Here is a 16,875-nt window from a genome sequence, read left to right as displayed (position 1 = left end):
CTTTGTCGGTGGGTGTGGATACAGAAAGCCCCCGGGTACGACCCGGGGGCTTTCCTGGTCGTGTGGTGTGATCAGTCGTCGTCGGTGTCGTCGATGTTGCTCGACTGTTCGTTGAAGTAGATCGCTGCGAAGCGGACGGCGCTGTGTTCGCTGAGGCCGGCCTTCTTCAGGGCGGAGATCAGCTCAGCCATGTGGAGCATCGCCTCCTCCATGGGGGTCATCTTCAACTCCGCGAACTCGTCCATTGGGAACCTCACCGCATTCGTGTGCTGCTGCCGCGTAGGTTCCATCATGGCCCTTGACCAGCTTGTCTTGTAGGCCGAGTTTTGCGACGAGGTCGCGGAAGGTGCGCTCGGACAGGGTGTATCCGGCGCGGACCATGAGTGGGTAGATCTCGGACGGTTTGACGGGCTGGCCTTTGGAGGCGAACAGCTCGACGGCGAGGTCGTCGTTGGACTTCGGTTTGGGGGAGGTCTTGGCGAGTTCGATGGCGGCTTCTTGTGCGGCGAGCCGGTCGAGTTCGGCGTCGTCGAGGATGGTTTCGGTGAGGCGGGGGATTTCGGCGGCGGCCCCGGTGGAGGGTGCGGTGCGGGTGTATCCGTCGTCGTCGGTGAGCCGGCCGAGGAGCAGGTCGTATGAGGCGGGCTGGCCCCATGACTGGTACAGCTCCCATACCGACTCGTGCATGCGGTCCGGGGTGACGTTGCCGTGTGAGTCGCCGCGGAGGTTCGGGATGCAGCGGGCCCAGCGCTGCGACCAGGCGAGGCCCATGGCCTTTGCGGTGATCGGGTCCATGTCGGGTCGGATGTCGGAGAGCTGTCGTGCCGCGTCCATGAACAGTGTCGACATGCGGGCGTGGTCGTCGCTGCCCTCGGTGAAGGCTTCGGCCATGGTGGCGTACGCCTTTGCCGGTACGGGCTGGTACGGGCCCTTCGTGGCGGACATGTATACGACGGTTCCCGGGTCGGTGAAGATCGCCATGTCGGGGGCGCCGTGTCCGGGGTACAGCATGTCGAGTTCGCTGGAGTTGTTCGTTCGCAGTCCGATGCGGCCGGGGGTGAGCTCATCCATAGCGGCGGTGATGTAGTCGCGGGTTGCGCGCAGGCCGGTGTTGCTCACGCGGACGTTGACGCTGCGGCCTTCTTCGATAATGAAGTCGATGCCCTGAAGGACTTCGTCGGACATGGACTTTGTCTCGTCGACCCGGATGTGGATCGCCGGCAGGTCGGGGCGCGCCGGGAGGTTGTCGAGGTCTTCGTCCTCGAGGAGGTCGGCGTACTCCGTTTTCCGTGCGGCGATCGCGTCCCGGGCTGCGCGGACGGCGAGGAGGCATTCGTCGTCGGTGGTGCACGGCCAGTCGACGAGCGGCCGGCCGATGCCGTACCGGAGCCACGGGTTCACGAAGACGGCGGACATCTTCGCTGAGGTGTCGAGGTCGATGATGATCGCGTCGATGCAGCGGACGAGGCCCAGGCCGAGCGTCTTCATCAGGGCCGTCTTGCCGGAGCCCTGGGCGCCGATGGCGATGAACCCCTCGTCTTTCAAGTTGAGGCCGGCTTCGTCGCCGTTGCCGACCACGCCGAAACCGATCGGCTTGTTGATCGTGGTCGGGGTCAGCTTCGGGTACGGGATGGCGCCGCTCATCATGTTCCGCTCGGTGACGGCGATGAAGACGACGTTGCGGGGGGTGTCGGGGCCGCCCGCGTTGAAGCTGACGCCGCCGCCCTTGGGGAGGTGGAGGGCGCCGGCGAGGGCGGCTTCGTAGCCGCGGAGGGCGTCGACGTTCATGTGGGCGGGGAGGGTGATCTTCACGGTGTAGCCGGCGCCGCTGCGCCAGCGGTCGACGACGGGGTCAGCGGTGGCGCCTTCGATGCCGCAGATGTTCTCGAGGAGGCGTGACCAGCCGTCCTGGGCGGCCTTGATGGTCTCGCCGGTTTCGAGGCGGCGGTCGAGCTCCTTCTCTGCTTCGCGGGTTTCCTCGCCCCACTTGTCCATGCCGATGTTGACGGCGGCTCCGGTGGCCCAGATAGCGCCGCCGAACGTCATCTTGAGGAGGGTGGGGCCTTCGGCGAGGGTGTAGGAGAGCCATCCGGTGGTGGTGAGCCATGCGGCGGCCCTAGCGATCATGACGCGTCGCCAGGATCCGCGGGCGTGCTCGTAGAGGACGGCTGCGCCGGTGCAGATGACGCCGGCGCCGGCGCCGGCTTCCCACGGAATGTCGGCGAGCGGAGCGATCAGGGCGGTGGCGACGCCGAGTTCGGCGCCCCATGCGACGAGCCGGCCGTGGGTGACGGCGTCCCTGCTGAAGTCCCACTTCTTCGGCTTGTCGGTGATCGTCACTGGCAGTTCTGTGGTGGTCATGGCTGGTCTCCCTTCGGATCGGCTCGGTCAGCTGGACGGACGGCGGCCGGCGACATCCCACTTGGACTCCGCCCGGGCGTTCTTGCGGGGCTTTTCGTTCAGGCGGAGCTCGCGCTGGTGCGCACGCTGCGCCGCCTTGATCGCCTTCTTCAGCTCGTCCGAGATCGCGTGTACCTTCGCGGCGGTCGCGCGGACCGTTTCGTCGACGACTCCCTCGGTCGGCCAGGTCCTGGCCATGCGGCGGTACAGCTTGGTGACCGAGTCGGCGACGACTTCGACGCCGGCGGCCGAGCCTGCGACTTCGGAGAGGACGTTGACCATGTGGCCGCGGGTGAAGTCCTTCATGAGGTTGATGAGCTTCTTGGTGCTGCCGTCGGAAGCCGGCACGAGCTTGCTGCCGCCGCTGCTGGTGCCGCCGGCGGGTGAGCTGCCGGCGGGGAGGGCGAGGCGCGCGGAGTGTGCTGTGGCGATGGCGGCGCGGAGTTTAGCGGCGTCGAGGGTGCCGGGGCTGTTGCGCAGGTTCCAGCGTTCCTCGCCGATGCGGGGGTCGAGGACGCGGATGATGTCCTCGCGGTGGGCCTGCACGAACACGATCATGATGTTGTCGGCCATGACGCCGGCACTGCGGGCGGCGACGGCCGCGTTGTTGAGGTGCTTGATGACCGAGGGGTGCAGGGGTGCGGTCCGGGCCAGGGCGCGGGCGGCTTCCTGCACGGCGATCGACAGGTTCTTGCACATGCTCGGGATGCCGGACAACTCGACGATGTGGTCGGCCATGTCGGCGTCATCGTCGCTGTACAGGCCGTGCGCGAGCTGGTCAGCCATCGCGCGGAGGATCGCGAACGCCTCTGAACCGCGGAAGTCGACCTGCCGGGCGATGGCGGTGCCGGCAGTGTGGGTGCCGACCGGGGCGGCCTGGATCGCGGGGTAGTTCACGGGGGTGCTCCTCGGTGTCTCGGCTGCCGCCGTGAGGGCCAGCAACTGGTTCTCGTACTGAAGTTCCAGGTCGATGCGGCGGTTGGTCTCGCGGATGACTTCGAGCCTCACCTCGTGCGGGTCGCCGAGGTTGCCGGCGCGGGCCGCCTGTTCGGCTGCCTTGCGCGCGGCGGTGATCGCCTTCCGTCGGGCTTCCTTCTCGCGCTTGCCTCGGACGAGGGCGATGCGGTCCTCGTGGGGGCCGGGCGGCAGGCCGTCGGGGGCGCTCTCGGCGGTGACGTCGCCAGCGTCGCGGCCTCGGCCGTTGTCCTTGCCGGTCTTGTCCTTGGCCTTCTTGTCCTTCTTCGGCTTCTCGCCGCGGTCTGCCCACGGCTTCGTGCTGTCCGGCTGCGGGCCGCGGTCCTTCAGCCACTTGCGGCCCTTGCCGGCGCTGTCCTTCGGGGCCTTCGGGTCCTTGACCTTGTTGCCGTTCGGGCCGGTGCCGTCGTGCTTGCCGTTCTTCGGGGCCTTGTCCGCCCTGTCCCGGTTCTTGAACTTGTCGGCGAGGTCCTTGCCGAGCCGGGTGAGCTTGTCCGCGACCGGGTCCTTCACCTTCGGCTTCTGGTTCCGGTGGTTCCCGGTCCCGCCGTTCCCGTTCCCGTTCCCGTGGCCGTTCGGGGACCGGTGGCGGCCGCCGCCCGGACTGTCGTGGCGGCCGGCTCCGCCGTTGTTCCGGCCGCCGCCGTTCCCACTGCCGTTTCCGCGTCCGGAACCTGACGAGTCTCGGCTGGTGTTCCCGGTGCCCGCACCGTTCTGGTTGGCGGCCTCGTCGTGCTCGGCCCTCCGGCTGCGCCACATCACGGCCGCAAGGGCAACCGGCGCTGCGACGCCGCCGATGACGGCGCCGACCGGGCCGCCGACGAGGAATCCGAGGCCGACCGCCGCCGTCTGGCCGCTCACGCTGTGTGAGATCGCGGCGTACCCGTTTCGAAGGGAATTGTCGCTGTCGTCCCGAGAACGCCTCGGGGCGGGGCGGGGCGGGGCAGCGGCGCGAGGCTGCTGAACGACCACGAGAGGGCTTCCTGAGCCGTTTCCGACCCCGCCCCGCCCCGCCCCGCCGCCACCGATGTCACTCCCCGTAACGTCCGGGGACGTCGTCGAAGGGTCAAGCTGGAACGTCGGGATGGTCTCTGCGCTCACCTTCTACACCTCCTTTCAGGCGGTCTTCTCGGACTTCGGGTTCTGGGCTTCGGCGTACAGCTGCTGGGCGGTGACGAGCCGGTCCCAGGCGGTGGTCTGCTTCAGGTCGAAGTGCTCCTGGATCCACTTCAGGGAGACCGCTTCGGGGTCGTTCGCTTCGACCATGCGGGCGAGGACCGCTTCGACTTCGGCTTGCTTCTTGGCGCCGCGGCCACCGAGAGCGGAGACCGAACCCGAAGTCGAAGCCGAAGTGGAGGCCGGCTTCGAGGCGGAACCCGAAGTACTTCCCGAAGTCGAAGCCGAAGCAGTGGATGCCTGGGCAACGATGCGCTGGGCGCGTTCCCGAAGCTCCTGTTCCCTGCGCCGCTGAGCCTCAGCGGCTTCCTCCTCGCGGGCACGACGTGCGGCTTCGACCCGAAGTCGGTCCTGCTCAGCGACTCGACGCTGCCGGTTCAGTTCGGCTTCGGCTTCGGCGTCCCTCTCCTGGCGGGCGAGCCGAGCGAGCTTCGCTTCGGTTTCGGCTACGAGGAGTCGGGCTGCTTCGGTTTCGGCTACGCGCTTCGCTTCGACTTCGAGTCGGGCTGCTTCGGCCGCCGCTTCGGCTTCGGCTCGGGCGCGCGCTTCGGCTGCTTCGGCTTCGGCGATTTCGGCTCGCCTCTTCGCTTCGGCTTCGGCGCTTCGAAGTTCGGCCTGGTGCTTCGCTTCGGCTTCGGCTTCGGCCTTGGTGCGGGCTTCGGCTGCTCGCTTCGCTGCGGCCGCGGCGAGCTTGCCCGCCTCGCGCTTGGGGAGGTCGATGGCGTCCTGGATGCTCATGCCGTCCTTGGCGAGCCGGAGGACGAGGAGCTGGTCGGCGTTCGCAGCGCGCCGCCATCCGCGGCCGTGTTCGCGGCGGAGCTGGCCGATGTAGATGCGGCGCTCCCGCTCCAGCTCGAGGACGGTGTCCCACAGGCGGATGCCCCACAGCCGCTGGCGGCGCCACAGGATGAACGTGCTGGCCGGGTTGAGGAACCAGCGGGACGGGGGCGGTCCTTCCATGTGCTTGTCGGCGGTGATGTCGGCGATGCGGCCGATGGCGTGGCGGGCGGCTTCGGTGGCGGCGATGAAGAGGACGGGGATGACGGCGTGCATGCCGACGCCGAGGGGGTTGGGCCAGGAGGCGGAGGCGTTGAAGGTGATGGTGGCTGCGGTGAGGAGCCAGGCGATGTGGCGGAGGAGCGGGTAGGGCATCCGCAGCCAGGTGAGGAGGAGGTCGAGGGCGAGGAAGATGCCGATGCCGGCGTCGACGCCGATGGTGATCCAGTTGGCGAACCAGCCGAAGCCGAGGGCGTGGGCTTTGACGGTGACGGAGGAGTAGGAGCCGGCGAAGCCGAGGGCGGCGATGAATGCGGTGCCGGTGCCGACGAAGGCGGCGATGGTCTTCTGGGCGCGGGTGAGGGGCTGGAGGGTGGCCGTGGGGGTGTTCCCCGGCGCGGTGGGCGCGAGGGGTCCGCCGGGGCGGTGCGGCTCGTTGCCGGCCGGGGTGGTGTTCACGGGGATCGGTTTCCTTCCTGGGCGGGCGTGCAGGGGCAGGGGTCAGGCGGCGTTTTTGGGCATGGAGCGGCAGGCGGTGGCGTGCTCGTTTGCCTCGTCGCGGGCCTCGCCGCGCGTGCGGAAGCCGAGTTCGTAGTAGGTCTCGTCTTCGCGTCCGAACGCGGCGCATCCGGTGCAGCGCCAGTTGAATCCGTCGACCTTGTAGGGCTCGCTCACGGCGTAGGGGGCGCCTCGGTAGTCGAACTTGGCGGTGAAGCGCGTGGGGTGGAGTTCGACGGTGGCGCCGCCCTGGGTGATGAACCGCATGAGGACGTTGTCGTCGTCCTGCGGGACGTCGGTCTCGGCAGCGGTGACCGGCTCGGGAGTCGGGGTCTCCTGCCGGGCGCGGCGGGTGAGGAAGGCGAGCACGGGGATCGGTGTCCTCTCGGTTCGGAGTCGGAGTGTCAGGCGGCGGGGTTGGGGAGGGCGGTGCAGGTGGAGGCGTGGTCGTGGGCCCAGTCGAGGACCTCGTCGCGGTATTCGATGCCGTGGTTCTTGCTGCGGCCGCAGGTCTGGCAGATCGCGGTGGAGCGGTGGTTGTCGTGGATGTCGACGGTCGCGTTCGGGTTGCGAAGGAGGATGCCGGCGCGGGTGAGGATCCGGGCGGTGACTCCTGCCGGCCACGCGTTCTGGGTGGGGAAGGCGGGCCGGTTGGTGTCGGTGCGGGCGGCTTCGGCGAGGTCGGAGAGTGCTCGGGCGGTCGCGACGCGGGCGGCGGCGTTGGCCTTGTTCACGTCGCGGTCCTGGGGCTCGTTGGAGTCGAGGAGTCGGATCGCGCGGCTGATCAGTTCGGTGGTGGTGCTCACGACGGCTGGGTCCTTTCGGGGTTAGGCGGCGAGGCCGTGGTTGGCGGCGCGGTGGGCGTCGTTCTCGGCGTAGACGAACTCGCTGTCGAAGTCGGCGGCAGTCCAGGTGCTGGAGTCGCCGTGGGCGGCGGCGAACTCGGCGCCGGTCTTCGGGCGGATCTCCTCGGCGCGCTGGTCGCAGTCGGCGGCGTGGGCGCGGAAGTTGCGGGCGAGGTTGTGGCGGCCGTTGGCTTCGTGCCGGTCGGCGATCTCGCGGTACTCGCGGGCGGCGCGCTGAAGGTCCTGGGTGGTGGCGGTCATGACTGGTCGGCTCCCTCGGGCTCGAGGCCGCGGAGGCGGTCGATGGCCGGGTTGAAAACGTCGCCGATCATCGGGGCGACGAAGACGTCGGTGACGAACGCGGCGGCGATCGCGCCGATGACGGCCAGGAGGGTGGGGATGTTGGCCAGCAGCTCGTAGGCGACGATGCCGCCGGCGAGGGTGGCGGCGATGAGGAGGGTTTCGGCGAACGCGTACACGGCGTTGGCCTTGAGCTTGTTGCGGGCCACGGCGGGCTCCTTTCGGTCTGGTCGGGGTGGGGGCCGGTCGTCGTGTCGGCTCGGCGGCCGGCCCCCGCGGGGTGGGTGGTCAGTCGCCGACCATGGCCCGGTACTCGTCGACCATGTCGCGGGTGTTGGCGAGGTAGCTGACGGCCTGCTTGGTGAGGACCTGGCGTTCGGTGCCCTTGGCGTGGATGGCGTCGATCAGGTAGGTGGCGGCGGTTTCGAGGTCCTCGGCGCCGTTGATGCGGGCTGCGGTGAGGTTGCGGGCTGCCGTCTCTAGCTGGTTGACGAACTCGTCGGGGGTCTGTGCCGGGCTGGTCTCGGCGACGAAGGCGATGTTGTCGGTGTACGTGGCGAGGATGCTCGGGGCGATGGTCACGGTCGGGGTTCCTTCCGGGTCAGGTGGTCGGGTCGATGCGGTAGGAGGCTTCGGCGGCCGGCCCCCGGTGGGTGGTGGTCAGTCGGTGTAGGCGGGGCCGTCGTACTCGACGGCGTAGACCTGGGCGTTGGGGTGGTTCTGCTGGGTGCGCAGGATGTCGGCGCCGATGTTGGTGAGGGAGTTCGTCGAGCCGTAGCCGAGCAGGTTGCCGGTGCGGCGGTCGTAGAGCCGGTAGTGGAGTTGGGTGAAGGCGCGGTTCCGCTCGGGGAGGGGCTTGCCCTTCCACATGTCGGTGTGCCGGTTGCTGGGCTGGGGGGCGCGGCGGCTCTTCAGCCAGGCGAGGAGCGACATGGGCTGGCCTTCCTCAGATGCCGTCGATGGCGCCGCAGACTTCGGCGGCGGGCTGGTGGACGTACGGGTCGGTGAGCATCCGGCAGGCGTCTTCTCCGGCCTGCTGGACGTCCTTCTGCTGGTCGAGCGGGAGGGTGCGGAGGGCCGGGTTGCTGTCGGAATTGGCGAGGCGGGCGATCAGGTAGCCGATGGTGGCGACGAGGTTGGTGCCGTCGGCTCCACCGGCGAGTCCGGCGATGACGGTCTGCGTGCGGTCGATCGTGTGCCGGTCCAGGGCGAGGAGCCGGATCCCGTCGCGGATCAGATCGATCCCGGCGTGAATGCCGTCCAGGTCCTCCAGGCGGCCGGCGAGTTCGTCGTCGAGCGGGGGCACAGCGTTCGCGGCGGTGTGGACGTGGTTCGGGCCGTTCATCACTCGCCGCCGAGGAGGTTCTCGAAGCCGGCGATGACGTCCGTGACGTCCTTCTCCGTGACCGTCTTGTCGTCCACGGGGAGCGGGGCGGCGGCCTCGGCGGTCTCCCGGACCAACCCCAGGCCCATGCAGGAGTCCGCGAGACGCTTCATGTCCTCCAGGCCGAGCCAGACGTCGCCGACGTAGCGGCAGTTCGGCATCCGCAGGGTGATGTGGATGGCGCGCTCGCCTTCGGGGCTGAGGTTGCACAGCTGGTGGTACAGCTCCAGCGCGGCCATCTCCTCGGGCGTGTTCTCGAAGCTCTCCATCACGCCACCGCCTTCTCGGTGCGGGGCGCGAACGCCCGCTCCAGACGCGCCACAGCATCGGCAGCGGCGGCGGCCAGGGGCTCGGTGTCGTACTGGGCGGAGGGGGCGACCTGTGTGACGTTGTCGCTGGGGTGCGGTGCCAATGCACTACGTGCTGTGCGATCCTGCTGCATGAGGATCGACCTCCTGTTGTGGCAGGTAGGACGGTTCACAGTCCTTGGCGGCGTTGCGAGCGCTGCTTTGGACACGCGACCCCGGTCCGGCTCTTGCTGGCCGGGGTCGTTTCGTTGTGCTGATACGAGAGTCCCGCACCTCATGGACTTTGTCAACAAGGTGCGGCATGATGGAGGAGACGCGTTGACCGACGAGGAAAAGGAGGAGCCCCGCTTGATGACCATCCCGGAGATCGCTGCGGACCGTGGCATCAGTCGCCAGCTGGTCCACCGGATCGCCAAGTCGGACCCGGAGTTCCCCTCCCCCGTGATCGCGCCAGGGAGCACGCGGGCGAAGTACCCGGCCGACAAGGTGGCGGAGTTCTTCGCCAACCGGATCGTTCGACCGGGCCGGCGGACCGACCTGGAGGCGAGGCGCAGACAGGAGAAGCCCGACGCTGGCGACAAGGACTGACGAGTCGTCTGCATGGGCTTCTCCGGAGTCGGCGATCACTGCTGACTCCATGCCAGCACCGCTCGACTGCACCGGAGTTGAAGCTGCTGTTGGCAATCGACGAGATCGTGAATTGCCAACAGACAAAGACGGCGAACAGGGCGGCTAGCCCTCCCGACGAGAGGTGAGAGGAGGAAGACTCAGCGTCATGACGACCTTCCCGGAACTGCTCCGTGAGTGGCGCCTGGCTGCCCACATGTCCCTGGCGGACCTGGCGCAGCGCGTCCGCTACGACCGGACTTCGCTGCACAACTTTGAGACCGGCCGCCGGCCGACTCCTCTGTCCGTGGCGGAGGCCGCGGATGAGGCGACGGGCGCGAATGGTGCGCTGGTGGAGCAGTGGCAGCGGGAGGACAGAGCACGCCGGGAGGCTGCGGCCGTACACCGGACTCGTGCCGCCGCGCTCGCGATGTCGCGGGATCTGACTGCTCTGGCGGACCTGGACATCAGCGAGTTGCAGGACGGGGTGTCGGCTACCGCGGTCGACTATCTGGCGTCTCCCCCGGGTCCGATGATGGACCGTGCGCATCTGCTGCGCGGCGAGGCCTTCGAGCGGTTGCGTTCGGGGCATCACCGGCCGCAGGACCGTTCGGACCTGTACGTGGCCGCGGGCCGGTTGTCTGGGGTGCTGTCGTACGCGCTGTTGGACATGGGTGATGCGGAGGAGGCGCTGGAGCACGCCACGGCGGCGGGCCGGTGCGCTGAGTTCGCGGGTGACGCCGAGCTGGCCGCATGGGTGGCCGGGACGAAGTCGCTGATCGCCCGGTTCCAGGGTGATTACGGGCGTGCGCTGGAGTACGTCCGGGACGGCTACCAGTGGGTGGGTCACGGTCAGGGGACCGGGGAGGCCCGGTTGCGCTGTGGCGAGGCCCAGTGCCTGGCGAACCTCGGTGACAGCCGGGCGGCGAATGCCGCGCTGGACTCCGCGGAGCAGGCTCGGGAGCGGATCCGCCGGCCCGACTCGCTCGAGGGCCTGTTCGGGTTCTCACGGGCCAAGCAGTCGTACTACGCCGGGTCCTCGCTGATCTGGTTGGAGGGCGGTCACGATGCGGAACGCGCGCAGCGGGAGGCCCTCGAGGCGATCGGCTTGTGGCAGTCCGGGCCGGTCGAGGAACGGTCGCTGGACGATGAGCGGTTGGCCCACATCTACCTGGCCACGGCCCGGGTGCAGCTCGACGACGTCGAGGGTGCGGCCGATGCCCTCCAGCCGGTTCTGTCGTTGCCGGTGGAGGACCAGATTTCGTGGATCGTGAAGCGGATGGACCGGGTGGCGGGGATGCTCTCCGCGCCTCGGTACGCCGGTAGCAGCACGGCTGTGGAGACCGTCGAGGCGATCAATGCCTTGGCGGCATAACGGAAGGAAGGCGACGGATGATGCATAGCCCGCCGTAGACAGAAAGGCGGGAGGCCGGCGGTCACCACAACCCCCGACCTCCCTGTTTGGCCGCTGACCTGCGAAGTCGTATGCGGCCGTGACCAACCGACCCAGTACAGAGAAGGCAGTCACCGCGATGGTACTTGTTGGCGTATCTCTCGCGCTGCCCCCGGTCTCGATCAACACCCGGGGTGACAGTTGAAGCAGCCCGACCCCAGAACCCTCGAAGCCGTCCCGCCCGTCGTCACCTTCGCCACCGGCGCCGACCTCCTGGTCCGCCTCAACCTGGTGAAGAACATGACCCGGGAAGGCGTCCGCCGTATCTCCAAGCACCCGGACTGGCCGTTCGGACCGGACCGCCCGCACCCGTACTGGCTGCTGGCGAACGCCGAGGTGATGGAGACCGAACCGTTCCTGGAGTTCTTCCGGGACCACCCGATCGTGGGGCGCGGTCCGGACAAGGAACCGGGACGGCGGAGTAAGGCCTCAGCCCAGCAGTAACGGTCGCGTTCCGACCAGCCGTGTTCGCAGCCACGGCCCCGGAAACGCAAAACGGCCGGCTAGAGGTCGCAGCACCCCTACCGGCCGTATCGCACACCAGTGGATTGGCGTCCGCTGGCTTCAGAAGATCCGCATGGATTGGATTGGTTCTCCTATGAGGACTGTACCGGTAGCCCTGGGCATGCCGACAGGTGGCCCCTGTGAGTTCCTCCGCACGGCGGAGGCTTTCCGGTGACGATCGTCCCGCGCGCTACGCGCCGAGGGAGCCGTCTGGACTGGGTGAAGTTCGACTTCGATCTGGCCCGGGACGGCAGCGTCGACCCGACAGACAAGGCCCTGTACGCAGCCATCGCGTCCTTCGTGGACATGGACACTCGGGAGTCGCCGGAGGTCGTTGATGTGGACCTGAACGGGATCCCAAGGGACGTGCCGACGCGCAAACGTCTGGCGACCTGCATCGGGCGGTCCTTGGACACCGTGGACCGGGCCACGAAGCGCCTGGAGGAACGGGGGCTGCTGCTTGTTCATCGGCAGGAAGATCCCGACAACCCGAAGCTGAGCCTTCCCAGCGAGTACGAGCTGCTGGATCACCATCTGTGGGACCAGCGGGCAGCTGAGCGTGCGGCAGCCCGGGCGGCTCGTGGGGGCGGTTCGGCAGCTCAGGGGGGTGGCCGCATGGATGCGGCTACCCCTGGCCGCGTCAGTGCGGCTACCCCTGGCCGCATGGGTGCGGCGGTAAAAGATGAGAGAGAAGTAGAAGAAGAGAATGGTGGGGAGAAGACTCCGGACGGCCGTCAGGCCTCTTCCGGTAGTAGGGGTTCGCGTGGTGGCGGCTCCGCCGCGTCCGGCAAGACGAAACCAGCCTTCTCCCGAGAGCAGCGTCGTCAGTACGACGCCTTCGTGCAGGCGCTGCCCGCTCCGCTGGCCGCTTTGGTGCCGAGGGGGCTTCCTAGGGAGCTGGTGAACGCGGTGCTGACCGCGACGGACCTCGAGAGCCCGGCGGGGCGCACGGTGCAACAGCTGGTCGAGTACCGGCTGACGCCGAAGTGGGATCGGTACTACGGCTCGCTGGAGCAGGCCGGCCCGATCGAGAAGCCGGTCGGCGTCCTGGTGGCCATGCTGCGGCGGGATGCCGAGTGCAGTGATCCGCGGTGCGACGAGCGGACGAATGTCGACACTGGCCTGCCGTGCATCTCCTGCGAGCAGCGAGGCGTGGACAAGCGGGCCGAGCGCGCCCAGGAAGCCGCACGGGAGGCTGTTCCGGAGTCTCCTGTCACTCCCAGGCCGCAGACGCCCACCAAGCCCGCTAGGGTGCCCGCCCAGCCCGCTGGCGGCCCCGGGGGCGAATGGGCACCGCCCAACAACGAATACCGTGCCATCCGCGCAATGACCGTCGGCCAGCACCGACACCGATGAGGGGGACCATGAGCAACAACGAGCGCACCAGCCAGGCCGCCAGCGAGGGCCTGATCCGGGATCTGATCGACGAAGTCCTAGGCGACGTCGAAGCAGTCGGGTCCCAGGAAAAGCCGCAGCAGTCGAACAGTCTTCGGGGCATCTCCACAGGCTTCAGGGACCTCGACTCGGCGACCGGCGGCCACATCGGTGGCAGGCTCACGGTCATCGCATCACGGCCGGGAATGGGCAGGACCACGTTGCTGACCGACTTCTGTCGGCACGCAGCGATCAAGCTTCAGGTCCCTACGGCTGCCTACACCCTTGAGGAGAGCCGCGCCCACTTCATCACCCGCATCAAGTCCTCGGAAGGCCGTCTGCCCCGGCAGCACTTGCACGCCGGCACGATGCGCGAGGAGGAGTGGACCCGGCTCGCCCGGGTCACCCCCGTCATCGCGGCCGCGCCTCTGTGGATCAAGTCGCCTGCGAGCCTGACGATGCGGCAGCTCGAGAGCGAGGTAACCGAGCTGGTCCAGGAGCACGGTGTCCGCCTGGTCGCGGTCGACGGCATCCAGGACATCCGGCCGGAAAAGCGCAGCGACCTCCGCGAGCGCGAGGTGGGGGACATCGTCCGGGATCTGAAGGCCCTCGCCCGCGCGCTGAACGTGCCGATCGTGGCCACCAGCCACCTGAACCGCGGCCCCGAACAGCGGTGGGACAAGAAGCCGAGGTTGGACGACCTCCGCGAGTCGGGCGCCATCACGTTCGCAGCTGACGTTCTGATCATGCTGCACCGGGAGGACGCCTACGATCTGGAATCCCCGCGGGCTGGCGAGGCGGATCTCATCCTGGCCAAGCACAGGAACGGGCCCACGGCCACGGTGACGGTTGCGCACCAGCTCCACTACGGACGCTTCGTCGACATGGCGCAGACCTGACCGACCACGCTGCGCCCCTGGGCCTTCGGGTCTGGGGGCGCGTCAGTCGTCGGCCGGCGTCCACGGCGGGGCCGGGCTGGTGCTGATACCACCGCACCACCAGCATTCGAAGTCATCCGGCACCCTGTACTTCTGGGTCCACCAGGAGGCGATGGGTTCGCCCCACACGACGCATTCGGTGTCGCACCAGCCGCACACGAACACGAAGTCCACGCCGCCTCCCCCAGTCTGTCCGCTTTCACCTTGATAGCAGGGGCGGACGACGGTGACGACCACGCCGTTTGGTGAGAACCGGGATCGGGTGCACACTGCCGCCCGGCACGCTCCACGGCCGACTCAACCCATGGAGACCCGATGACCGACAAGAGCCCGCTCCCTCCCTTGCACGTGTACGCCCTCGCTCACCGCTGCCCCGCCTGCGGCGCCGACCCCGGCGAACCCTGCAACGCGCCCCGCAAGCAGGCCGCCAGCGACAGCTTCAACGCTGACCGGGAGAAGGTCGGCCGGCCGCCGGTCACGCCGGACCCGCTACAGCTGATGCACACACGGCGGCAGGATGCCGGGCGCCGGCATCTCGAGCGGGACGAGATGAAAGCCCCGTGGCCGTCAGATCGGGAGCCTGGCCGCCGGTACGACACATTGGGGTAGGTCTACGCGGCTGTTCCCGGCCCGGCCTCTCTCGGGTCCCCCATGGGCCGGGTCAGCGCAGCATCATCGCCCTGCCGGCGGCCGGGTTCCGTCTCGTCCAGCTCCCAGTAGCCCCGGCAGTCGTCGCACCGGTACACCGGGATCCCGGCGTCGATGGTCAGTACGGCCCCGTGCGGGCATCCGCTGCCGTCGCCGCGGCCCGCACACTCCTGCACCCAGGTATCCCCCACGTGGTCGACGGTGCGGTGTGGGGGCGGTGGTCGTGGAGAGGGCGTGGTGGGCGCACGGGCGCTCACGTCCGGCACCGGGCCTCAACACCGGCCAACAGCCCCACCAGCGTCCCTACATCCATCGGGTGGATTCGTGCCCTGCCTGTCGGTGGCCAGCGGTAGCGTGCCGGACATGAACAACAGCGAGCCCACTGGCGCCCGAACCCACGCCATCCCGCTCCCTCAGGCCCGACAGGTCAAACGAGCCATCAATAGCCTCGATGTCGGCATTGAGGCCACCAAGCCGCCCGGAGCGCAGCACCCCATGGGCGACCGTGGTTACGCCGCTCAGTACGTGGGTCTGCTGAAGGCGATCGTTGCGCAGATGGAGGAGGGCCTGCGCGGTGGCCCTCTGCAGACGGACGTGCAGAAGGGATGGTTCGGCGGTTACGAGCGGAACCTGCCGTCGATGCTTGCGAACACCGCGTCTCAGGTGCGTGATCTGTCGGAGTTTGCCCGGCAGGGCATCATGCAGGTGCCGCACGCTTCACAGCAGATGTCCGTGGCGGCGGCCGCGCTCCGGACGGCGGCGCACGCGTTCGCCGCAGCCTCGGAGATCTCGGTGGGTGTCGGGTCCTCCACATTCGACGAGACCGAGGTCATCAAGGAGTCGGAGGCCATGTACGAGGCATACGACCTGCTCGCCGACTACGTGACCAAGAAGCGGCAGGAGTTCGGCGAGTAACGACCGCCTGTCAGTGCCTGCTGCAAGACTGGGCGGCGCCGACAACACCCGGGAGGACACCGTGGACCTGAACCGCACGCCCGCGCAGATCGCCGACGCTGCCGCGGAGGAGGTCCGGGCGCTCTGCCACGTCACGCATCCGTTCAAGGCCGACTGGACGCAGCCCGCGCAGATCTCTGACACCGCCCACAACGTGGCGCTCATCGTCGACCGGCTCCCGCAGGCGTTGAAGCAGCTCGGAGCTGGGTTGCGGATGCTGGAGGAGAAGGGGGCCGTCCGTACGGACGACGGCACTGATGTGGCGAAGCGCGTCGGTGCCGCGTTGCGGGCCCTGTTGAACGCGCAGCAGGCCCTCACTGTTATTCAGGGGGCGTTGCGGGAAGCGACGGGTTCCTTGTCTCACCTGGGCGGCTACCTTCCGGACGGGGAGGATGAGGCGGAGGTGTAGTGGCCGCCTGACGGGGTTGGGGCCGGGGCGGGTGCCGTGTGGTGCCCGCCCTTTCGCATGCCCGGGTGCACCCTGACCACGTGAACGCATTGCATTGCAATGTCTCTACGGGTACGGTGGAAGGGTTGAAGTCCCCGCCCCCGAGGCCGAGGGAACACCACCGCAAAACAGCGGCAGTCTGAACACCCACGCCCCCAACCCACCCGGGAGGCCACCGCCCATGACCGCCGTGCAGGCGATTCTCACCGAAGCCGAACTCACCAACTGGCTCACCGAGCAGGTCGGACCCGAGATCCGCAACGACTACGACACCGCCCGGCTCCTCCTCAGCGTCTTCGACCTCACGGCGAAGGAGGGGAACAGCCTCAACAACCCGCACCAGATCGCCGACTGCATCGCCTCCACACCCAGCACCAGCGGCCCGTTCGGGCCCGTCGACACCGTGCAGGCCGCGGGCAACCTGCACGAGGCCTACCGGATCACCCGCAAGCCCGCCGACCACGAACGCCCCCTGGTCGACCTGCCCGCGCCCGTCATCGTCAGCCGGCACCAGTGCCCGCTGTGCCGCCGCTTCACCCGCGCCGACGCCCGCCAGGTCACCGACCACATGACCCGCTGCTGGCAAAACCCCGGCCTGCGCTGCTGCAAGACCTGCACCCACCACCACGACGCCGGCCCGTACGACGACGAATCCTGCATCCACCCCGACGGACCCGAATACGAGGAGTACCGGTTCCCCGTCCTGCACTGCCCCCTCTGGCAACCGAAGGAGTCCTGACCATGCTGAGCAACGACCAATGGGCCACCATCCACCGCCTCGTCTCCTGGCTCGACCGGCAAAACGGCCGCAGCCAACAGGAGATCGGCCTGCGCCTCCTCAAGCTCAGTGAGGAGAACGGTGAAGTCGCCCAGGCCTGGATCGGCTACACCGGGCAGAACCCTCGCAAGGGCACCACCCACACCCTCGACCAGGTCGCCGAAGAACTGGTCGACGTCATCGTCACCGCAGCGGTCGCCCTCACCTCCATCACGGACAAGCCCGACACCTTCCTGGACGCCAAGCTCGCGAAGATCGCAGACCGGGTGAACGTCTGATGCCCATGGACG

General features: G+C 68.6%; 24 protein-coding genes. 10 read left to right on the top strand and 14 right to left on the bottom strand.

Going from position 1 to position 16,875, the window contains the following annotated elements:
* Positions 1-183 precede the first annotated feature (183 nt).
* From ACFC8N_RS42770 to ACFC8N_RS42715, 12 genes are all read right to left on the bottom strand, one after another.
* Complete coding sequence (locus tag ACFC8N_RS42770) at positions 184-2,361, bottom strand: hypothetical protein (RefSeq protein ID WP_376295065.1); 2,178 nt, start codon at positions 2,359-2,361, stop codon at positions 184-186.
* A gap of 27 nt (positions 2,362-2,388) precedes the next feature.
* Positions 2,389-4,236, bottom strand: coding sequence for a hypothetical protein (locus tag ACFC8N_RS42765; RefSeq protein WP_376295063.1), 1,848 nt, complete (start codon positions 4,234-4,236; stop codon positions 2,389-2,391).
* A 255-nt stretch (positions 4,237-4,491) separates the two neighbouring features.
* Positions 4,492-6,006, bottom strand: a complete 1,515-nt coding sequence (locus tag ACFC8N_RS42760) for a DUF2637 domain-containing protein (protein WP_376295062.1) — start codon at positions 6,004-6,006, stop codon at positions 4,492-4,494.
* A 42-nt stretch (positions 6,007-6,048) separates the two neighbouring features.
* Positions 6,049-6,414: a hypothetical protein gene (locus ACFC8N_RS42755; RefSeq protein ID WP_376295060.1), complete on the bottom strand. Its 366-nt coding sequence runs from the start codon at positions 6,412-6,414 to the stop codon at positions 6,049-6,051.
* Positions 6,415-6,449: 35 nt separating this feature from the next.
* Complete coding sequence (locus tag ACFC8N_RS42750; RefSeq protein ID WP_376295059.1) at positions 6,450-6,851, bottom strand: hypothetical protein; 402 nt, start codon at positions 6,849-6,851, stop codon at positions 6,450-6,452.
* Positions 6,852-6,872: 21 nt separating this feature from the next.
* Positions 6,873-7,151: a hypothetical protein gene (locus ACFC8N_RS42745; protein WP_376295057.1), complete on the bottom strand. Its 279-nt coding sequence runs from the start codon at positions 7,149-7,151 to the stop codon at positions 6,873-6,875.
* The gene (locus tag ACFC8N_RS42740; RefSeq protein ID WP_376295055.1) at positions 7,148-7,399 is read right to left on the bottom strand and encodes a hypothetical protein; all 252 of its coding nucleotides are present in this window, start codon (positions 7,397-7,399) and stop codon (positions 7,148-7,150) included. Before ACFC8N_RS42740 ends, ACFC8N_RS42745 begins: the two co-directional genes overlap by 4 nt.
* A gap of 79 nt (positions 7,400-7,478) precedes the next feature.
* Positions 7,479-7,772: a hypothetical protein gene (locus tag ACFC8N_RS42735; RefSeq protein WP_376295053.1), complete on the bottom strand. Its 294-nt coding sequence runs from the start codon at positions 7,770-7,772 to the stop codon at positions 7,479-7,481.
* 78 nt (positions 7,773-7,850) lie between these two features.
* On the bottom strand, positions 7,851-8,123 hold the full coding sequence (locus tag ACFC8N_RS42730; RefSeq protein WP_376295052.1) for a hypothetical protein: 273 nt from the start codon (positions 8,121-8,123) through the stop codon (positions 7,851-7,853).
* A 13-nt stretch (positions 8,124-8,136) separates the two neighbouring features.
* The gene (locus ACFC8N_RS42725) at positions 8,137-8,535 is read right to left on the bottom strand and encodes a hypothetical protein (protein ID WP_376295050.1); all 399 of its coding nucleotides are present in this window, start codon (positions 8,533-8,535) and stop codon (positions 8,137-8,139) included.
* Entirely contained in the window at positions 8,535-8,843 is a 309-nt protein-coding gene (locus ACFC8N_RS42720; protein WP_376295048.1) for a hypothetical protein, read from the bottom strand. The genes ACFC8N_RS42725 and ACFC8N_RS42720 overlap by 1 nt, the downstream gene beginning before the upstream one ends.
* Positions 8,843-9,016, bottom strand: a complete 174-nt coding sequence (locus tag ACFC8N_RS42715; RefSeq protein WP_376295047.1) for a hypothetical protein — start codon at positions 9,014-9,016, stop codon at positions 8,843-8,845. The genes ACFC8N_RS42720 and ACFC8N_RS42715 overlap by 1 nt, the downstream gene beginning before the upstream one ends.
* A 184-nt stretch (positions 9,017-9,200) precedes the next feature.
* Between ACFC8N_RS42715 and ACFC8N_RS42710 the strand changes: the two genes are divergently transcribed.
* From ACFC8N_RS42710 to ACFC8N_RS42690, 5 genes are all read left to right on the top strand, one after another.
* A complete protein-coding gene (locus ACFC8N_RS42710; RefSeq protein WP_376295046.1) occupies positions 9,201-9,470 on the top strand; it encodes a hypothetical protein in 270 nt (89 codons plus the stop codon).
* Positions 9,471-9,657: 187 nt separating this feature from the next.
* The gene (locus tag ACFC8N_RS42705; RefSeq protein ID WP_376295045.1) at positions 9,658-10,863 is read left to right on the top strand and encodes a helix-turn-helix domain-containing protein; all 1,206 of its coding nucleotides are present in this window, start codon (positions 9,658-9,660) and stop codon (positions 10,861-10,863) included.
* Positions 10,864-11,082: 219 nt separating this feature from the next.
* Positions 11,083-11,385: a hypothetical protein gene (locus ACFC8N_RS42700; protein ID WP_376295044.1), complete on the top strand. Its 303-nt coding sequence runs from the start codon at positions 11,083-11,085 to the stop codon at positions 11,383-11,385.
* A gap of 279 nt (positions 11,386-11,664) precedes the next feature.
* The gene (locus ACFC8N_RS42695) at positions 11,665-12,801 is read left to right on the top strand and encodes a hypothetical protein (RefSeq protein WP_376295042.1); all 1,137 of its coding nucleotides are present in this window, start codon (positions 11,665-11,667) and stop codon (positions 12,799-12,801) included.
* A gap of 8 nt (positions 12,802-12,809) precedes the next feature.
* Positions 12,810-13,718 (top strand): replicative DNA helicase, encoded by a 909-nt coding sequence (locus ACFC8N_RS42690; protein ID WP_376295041.1) that lies wholly within the window; start codon positions 12,810-12,812, stop codon positions 13,716-13,718.
* A gap of 42 nt (positions 13,719-13,760) precedes the next feature.
* Here ACFC8N_RS42690 and ACFC8N_RS42685 read toward each other — a convergent pair whose 3' ends face one another.
* Positions 13,761-13,931, bottom strand: a complete 171-nt coding sequence (locus ACFC8N_RS42685) for a hypothetical protein (RefSeq protein ID WP_376295039.1) — start codon at positions 13,929-13,931, stop codon at positions 13,761-13,763.
* 141 nt (positions 13,932-14,072) lie between these two features.
* Between ACFC8N_RS42685 and ACFC8N_RS42680 the strand changes: the two genes are divergently transcribed.
* Entirely contained in the window at positions 14,073-14,366 is a 294-nt protein-coding gene (locus tag ACFC8N_RS42680) for a hypothetical protein (RefSeq protein ID WP_376295038.1), read from the top strand.
* 2 nt (positions 14,367-14,368) lie between these two features.
* On the opposite strand, the gene ACFC8N_RS42675 is transcribed toward ACFC8N_RS42680, so the two are convergent.
* On the bottom strand, positions 14,369-14,596 hold the full coding sequence (locus ACFC8N_RS42675) for a hypothetical protein (protein ID WP_376295036.1): 228 nt from the start codon (positions 14,594-14,596) through the stop codon (positions 14,369-14,371).
* A gap of 172 nt (positions 14,597-14,768) precedes the next feature.
* Between ACFC8N_RS42675 and ACFC8N_RS42670 the strand changes: the two genes are divergently transcribed.
* From ACFC8N_RS42670 to ACFC8N_RS42655, 4 genes are all read left to right on the top strand, one after another.
* Entirely contained in the window at positions 14,769-15,320 is a 552-nt protein-coding gene (locus ACFC8N_RS42670) for a hypothetical protein (protein ID WP_376295035.1), read from the top strand.
* A gap of 61 nt (positions 15,321-15,381) precedes the next feature.
* On the top strand, positions 15,382-15,768 hold the full coding sequence (locus tag ACFC8N_RS42665) for a hypothetical protein (RefSeq protein ID WP_376295034.1): 387 nt from the start codon (positions 15,382-15,384) through the stop codon (positions 15,766-15,768).
* A gap of 220 nt (positions 15,769-15,988) precedes the next feature.
* Entirely contained in the window at positions 15,989-16,546 is a 558-nt protein-coding gene (locus tag ACFC8N_RS42660) for a hypothetical protein (protein WP_376295033.1), read from the top strand.
* Between the two features lie 2 nt (positions 16,547-16,548).
* Positions 16,549-16,863: a MazG-like family protein gene (locus ACFC8N_RS42655; protein ID WP_376295031.1), complete on the top strand. Its 315-nt coding sequence runs from the start codon at positions 16,549-16,551 to the stop codon at positions 16,861-16,863.
* The last annotated feature ends 12 nt before the right edge of the window (positions 16,864-16,875 follow it).

The sequence above is a fragment of the Streptomyces sp. NPDC055966 genome, assembly GCF_042269865.1.
In the GTDB taxonomy this organism is placed as follows: Bacteria; Actinomycetota; Actinomycetes; order Streptomycetales; family Streptomycetaceae; genus Streptomyces.
The sequence above is the reverse complement of the archived record's forward strand: the minus strand, read 5'-3'. Positions and strand labels throughout refer to the sequence as shown.

Bases quoted from the DNA above. Each gene is read 5' to 3' on its own strand.
- ACFC8N_RS42705 (WP_376295045.1), top strand. From the start codon at position 9,658: ATGACGACCTTCCCGGAACTGCTCCGTGAGTGGCGCCTGGCTGCCCAC.
- ACFC8N_RS42725 (WP_376295050.1), bottom strand. From the start codon at position 8,535: ATGAACGGCCCGAACCACGTCCACACCGCCGCGAACGCTGTGCCCCCG.
- ACFC8N_RS42745 (WP_376295057.1), bottom strand. From the start codon at position 7,151: ATGACCGCCACCACCCAGGACCTTCAGCGCGCCGCCCGCGAGTACCGC.
- ACFC8N_RS42770 (WP_376295065.1), bottom strand. From the start codon at position 2,361: ATGACCACCACAGAACTGCCAGTGACGATCACCGACAAGCCGAAGAAG.
- ACFC8N_RS42730 (WP_376295052.1), bottom strand. From the start codon at position 8,123: ATGTCGCTCCTCGCCTGGCTGAAGAGCCGCCGCGCCCCCCAGCCCAGC.
- ACFC8N_RS42690 (WP_376295041.1), top strand. From the start codon at position 12,810: ATGAGCAACAACGAGCGCACCAGCCAGGCCGCCAGCGAGGGCCTGATC.
- ACFC8N_RS42655 (WP_376295031.1), top strand. From the start codon at position 16,549: ATGCTGAGCAACGACCAATGGGCCACCATCCACCGCCTCGTCTCCTGG.
- ACFC8N_RS42680 (WP_376295038.1), top strand. From the start codon at position 14,073: ATGACCGACAAGAGCCCGCTCCCTCCCTTGCACGTGTACGCCCTCGCT.
- ACFC8N_RS42660 (WP_376295033.1), top strand. From the start codon at position 15,989: ATGACCGCCGTGCAGGCGATTCTCACCGAAGCCGAACTCACCAACTGG.
- ACFC8N_RS42715 (WP_376295047.1), bottom strand. From the start codon at position 9,016: ATGCAGCAGGATCGCACAGCACGTAGTGCATTGGCACCGCACCCCAGC.
- ACFC8N_RS42720 (WP_376295048.1), bottom strand. From the start codon at position 8,843: ATGGAGAGCTTCGAGAACACGCCCGAGGAGATGGCCGCGCTGGAGCTG.
- ACFC8N_RS42670 (WP_376295035.1), top strand. From the start codon at position 14,769: ATGAACAACAGCGAGCCCACTGGCGCCCGAACCCACGCCATCCCGCTC.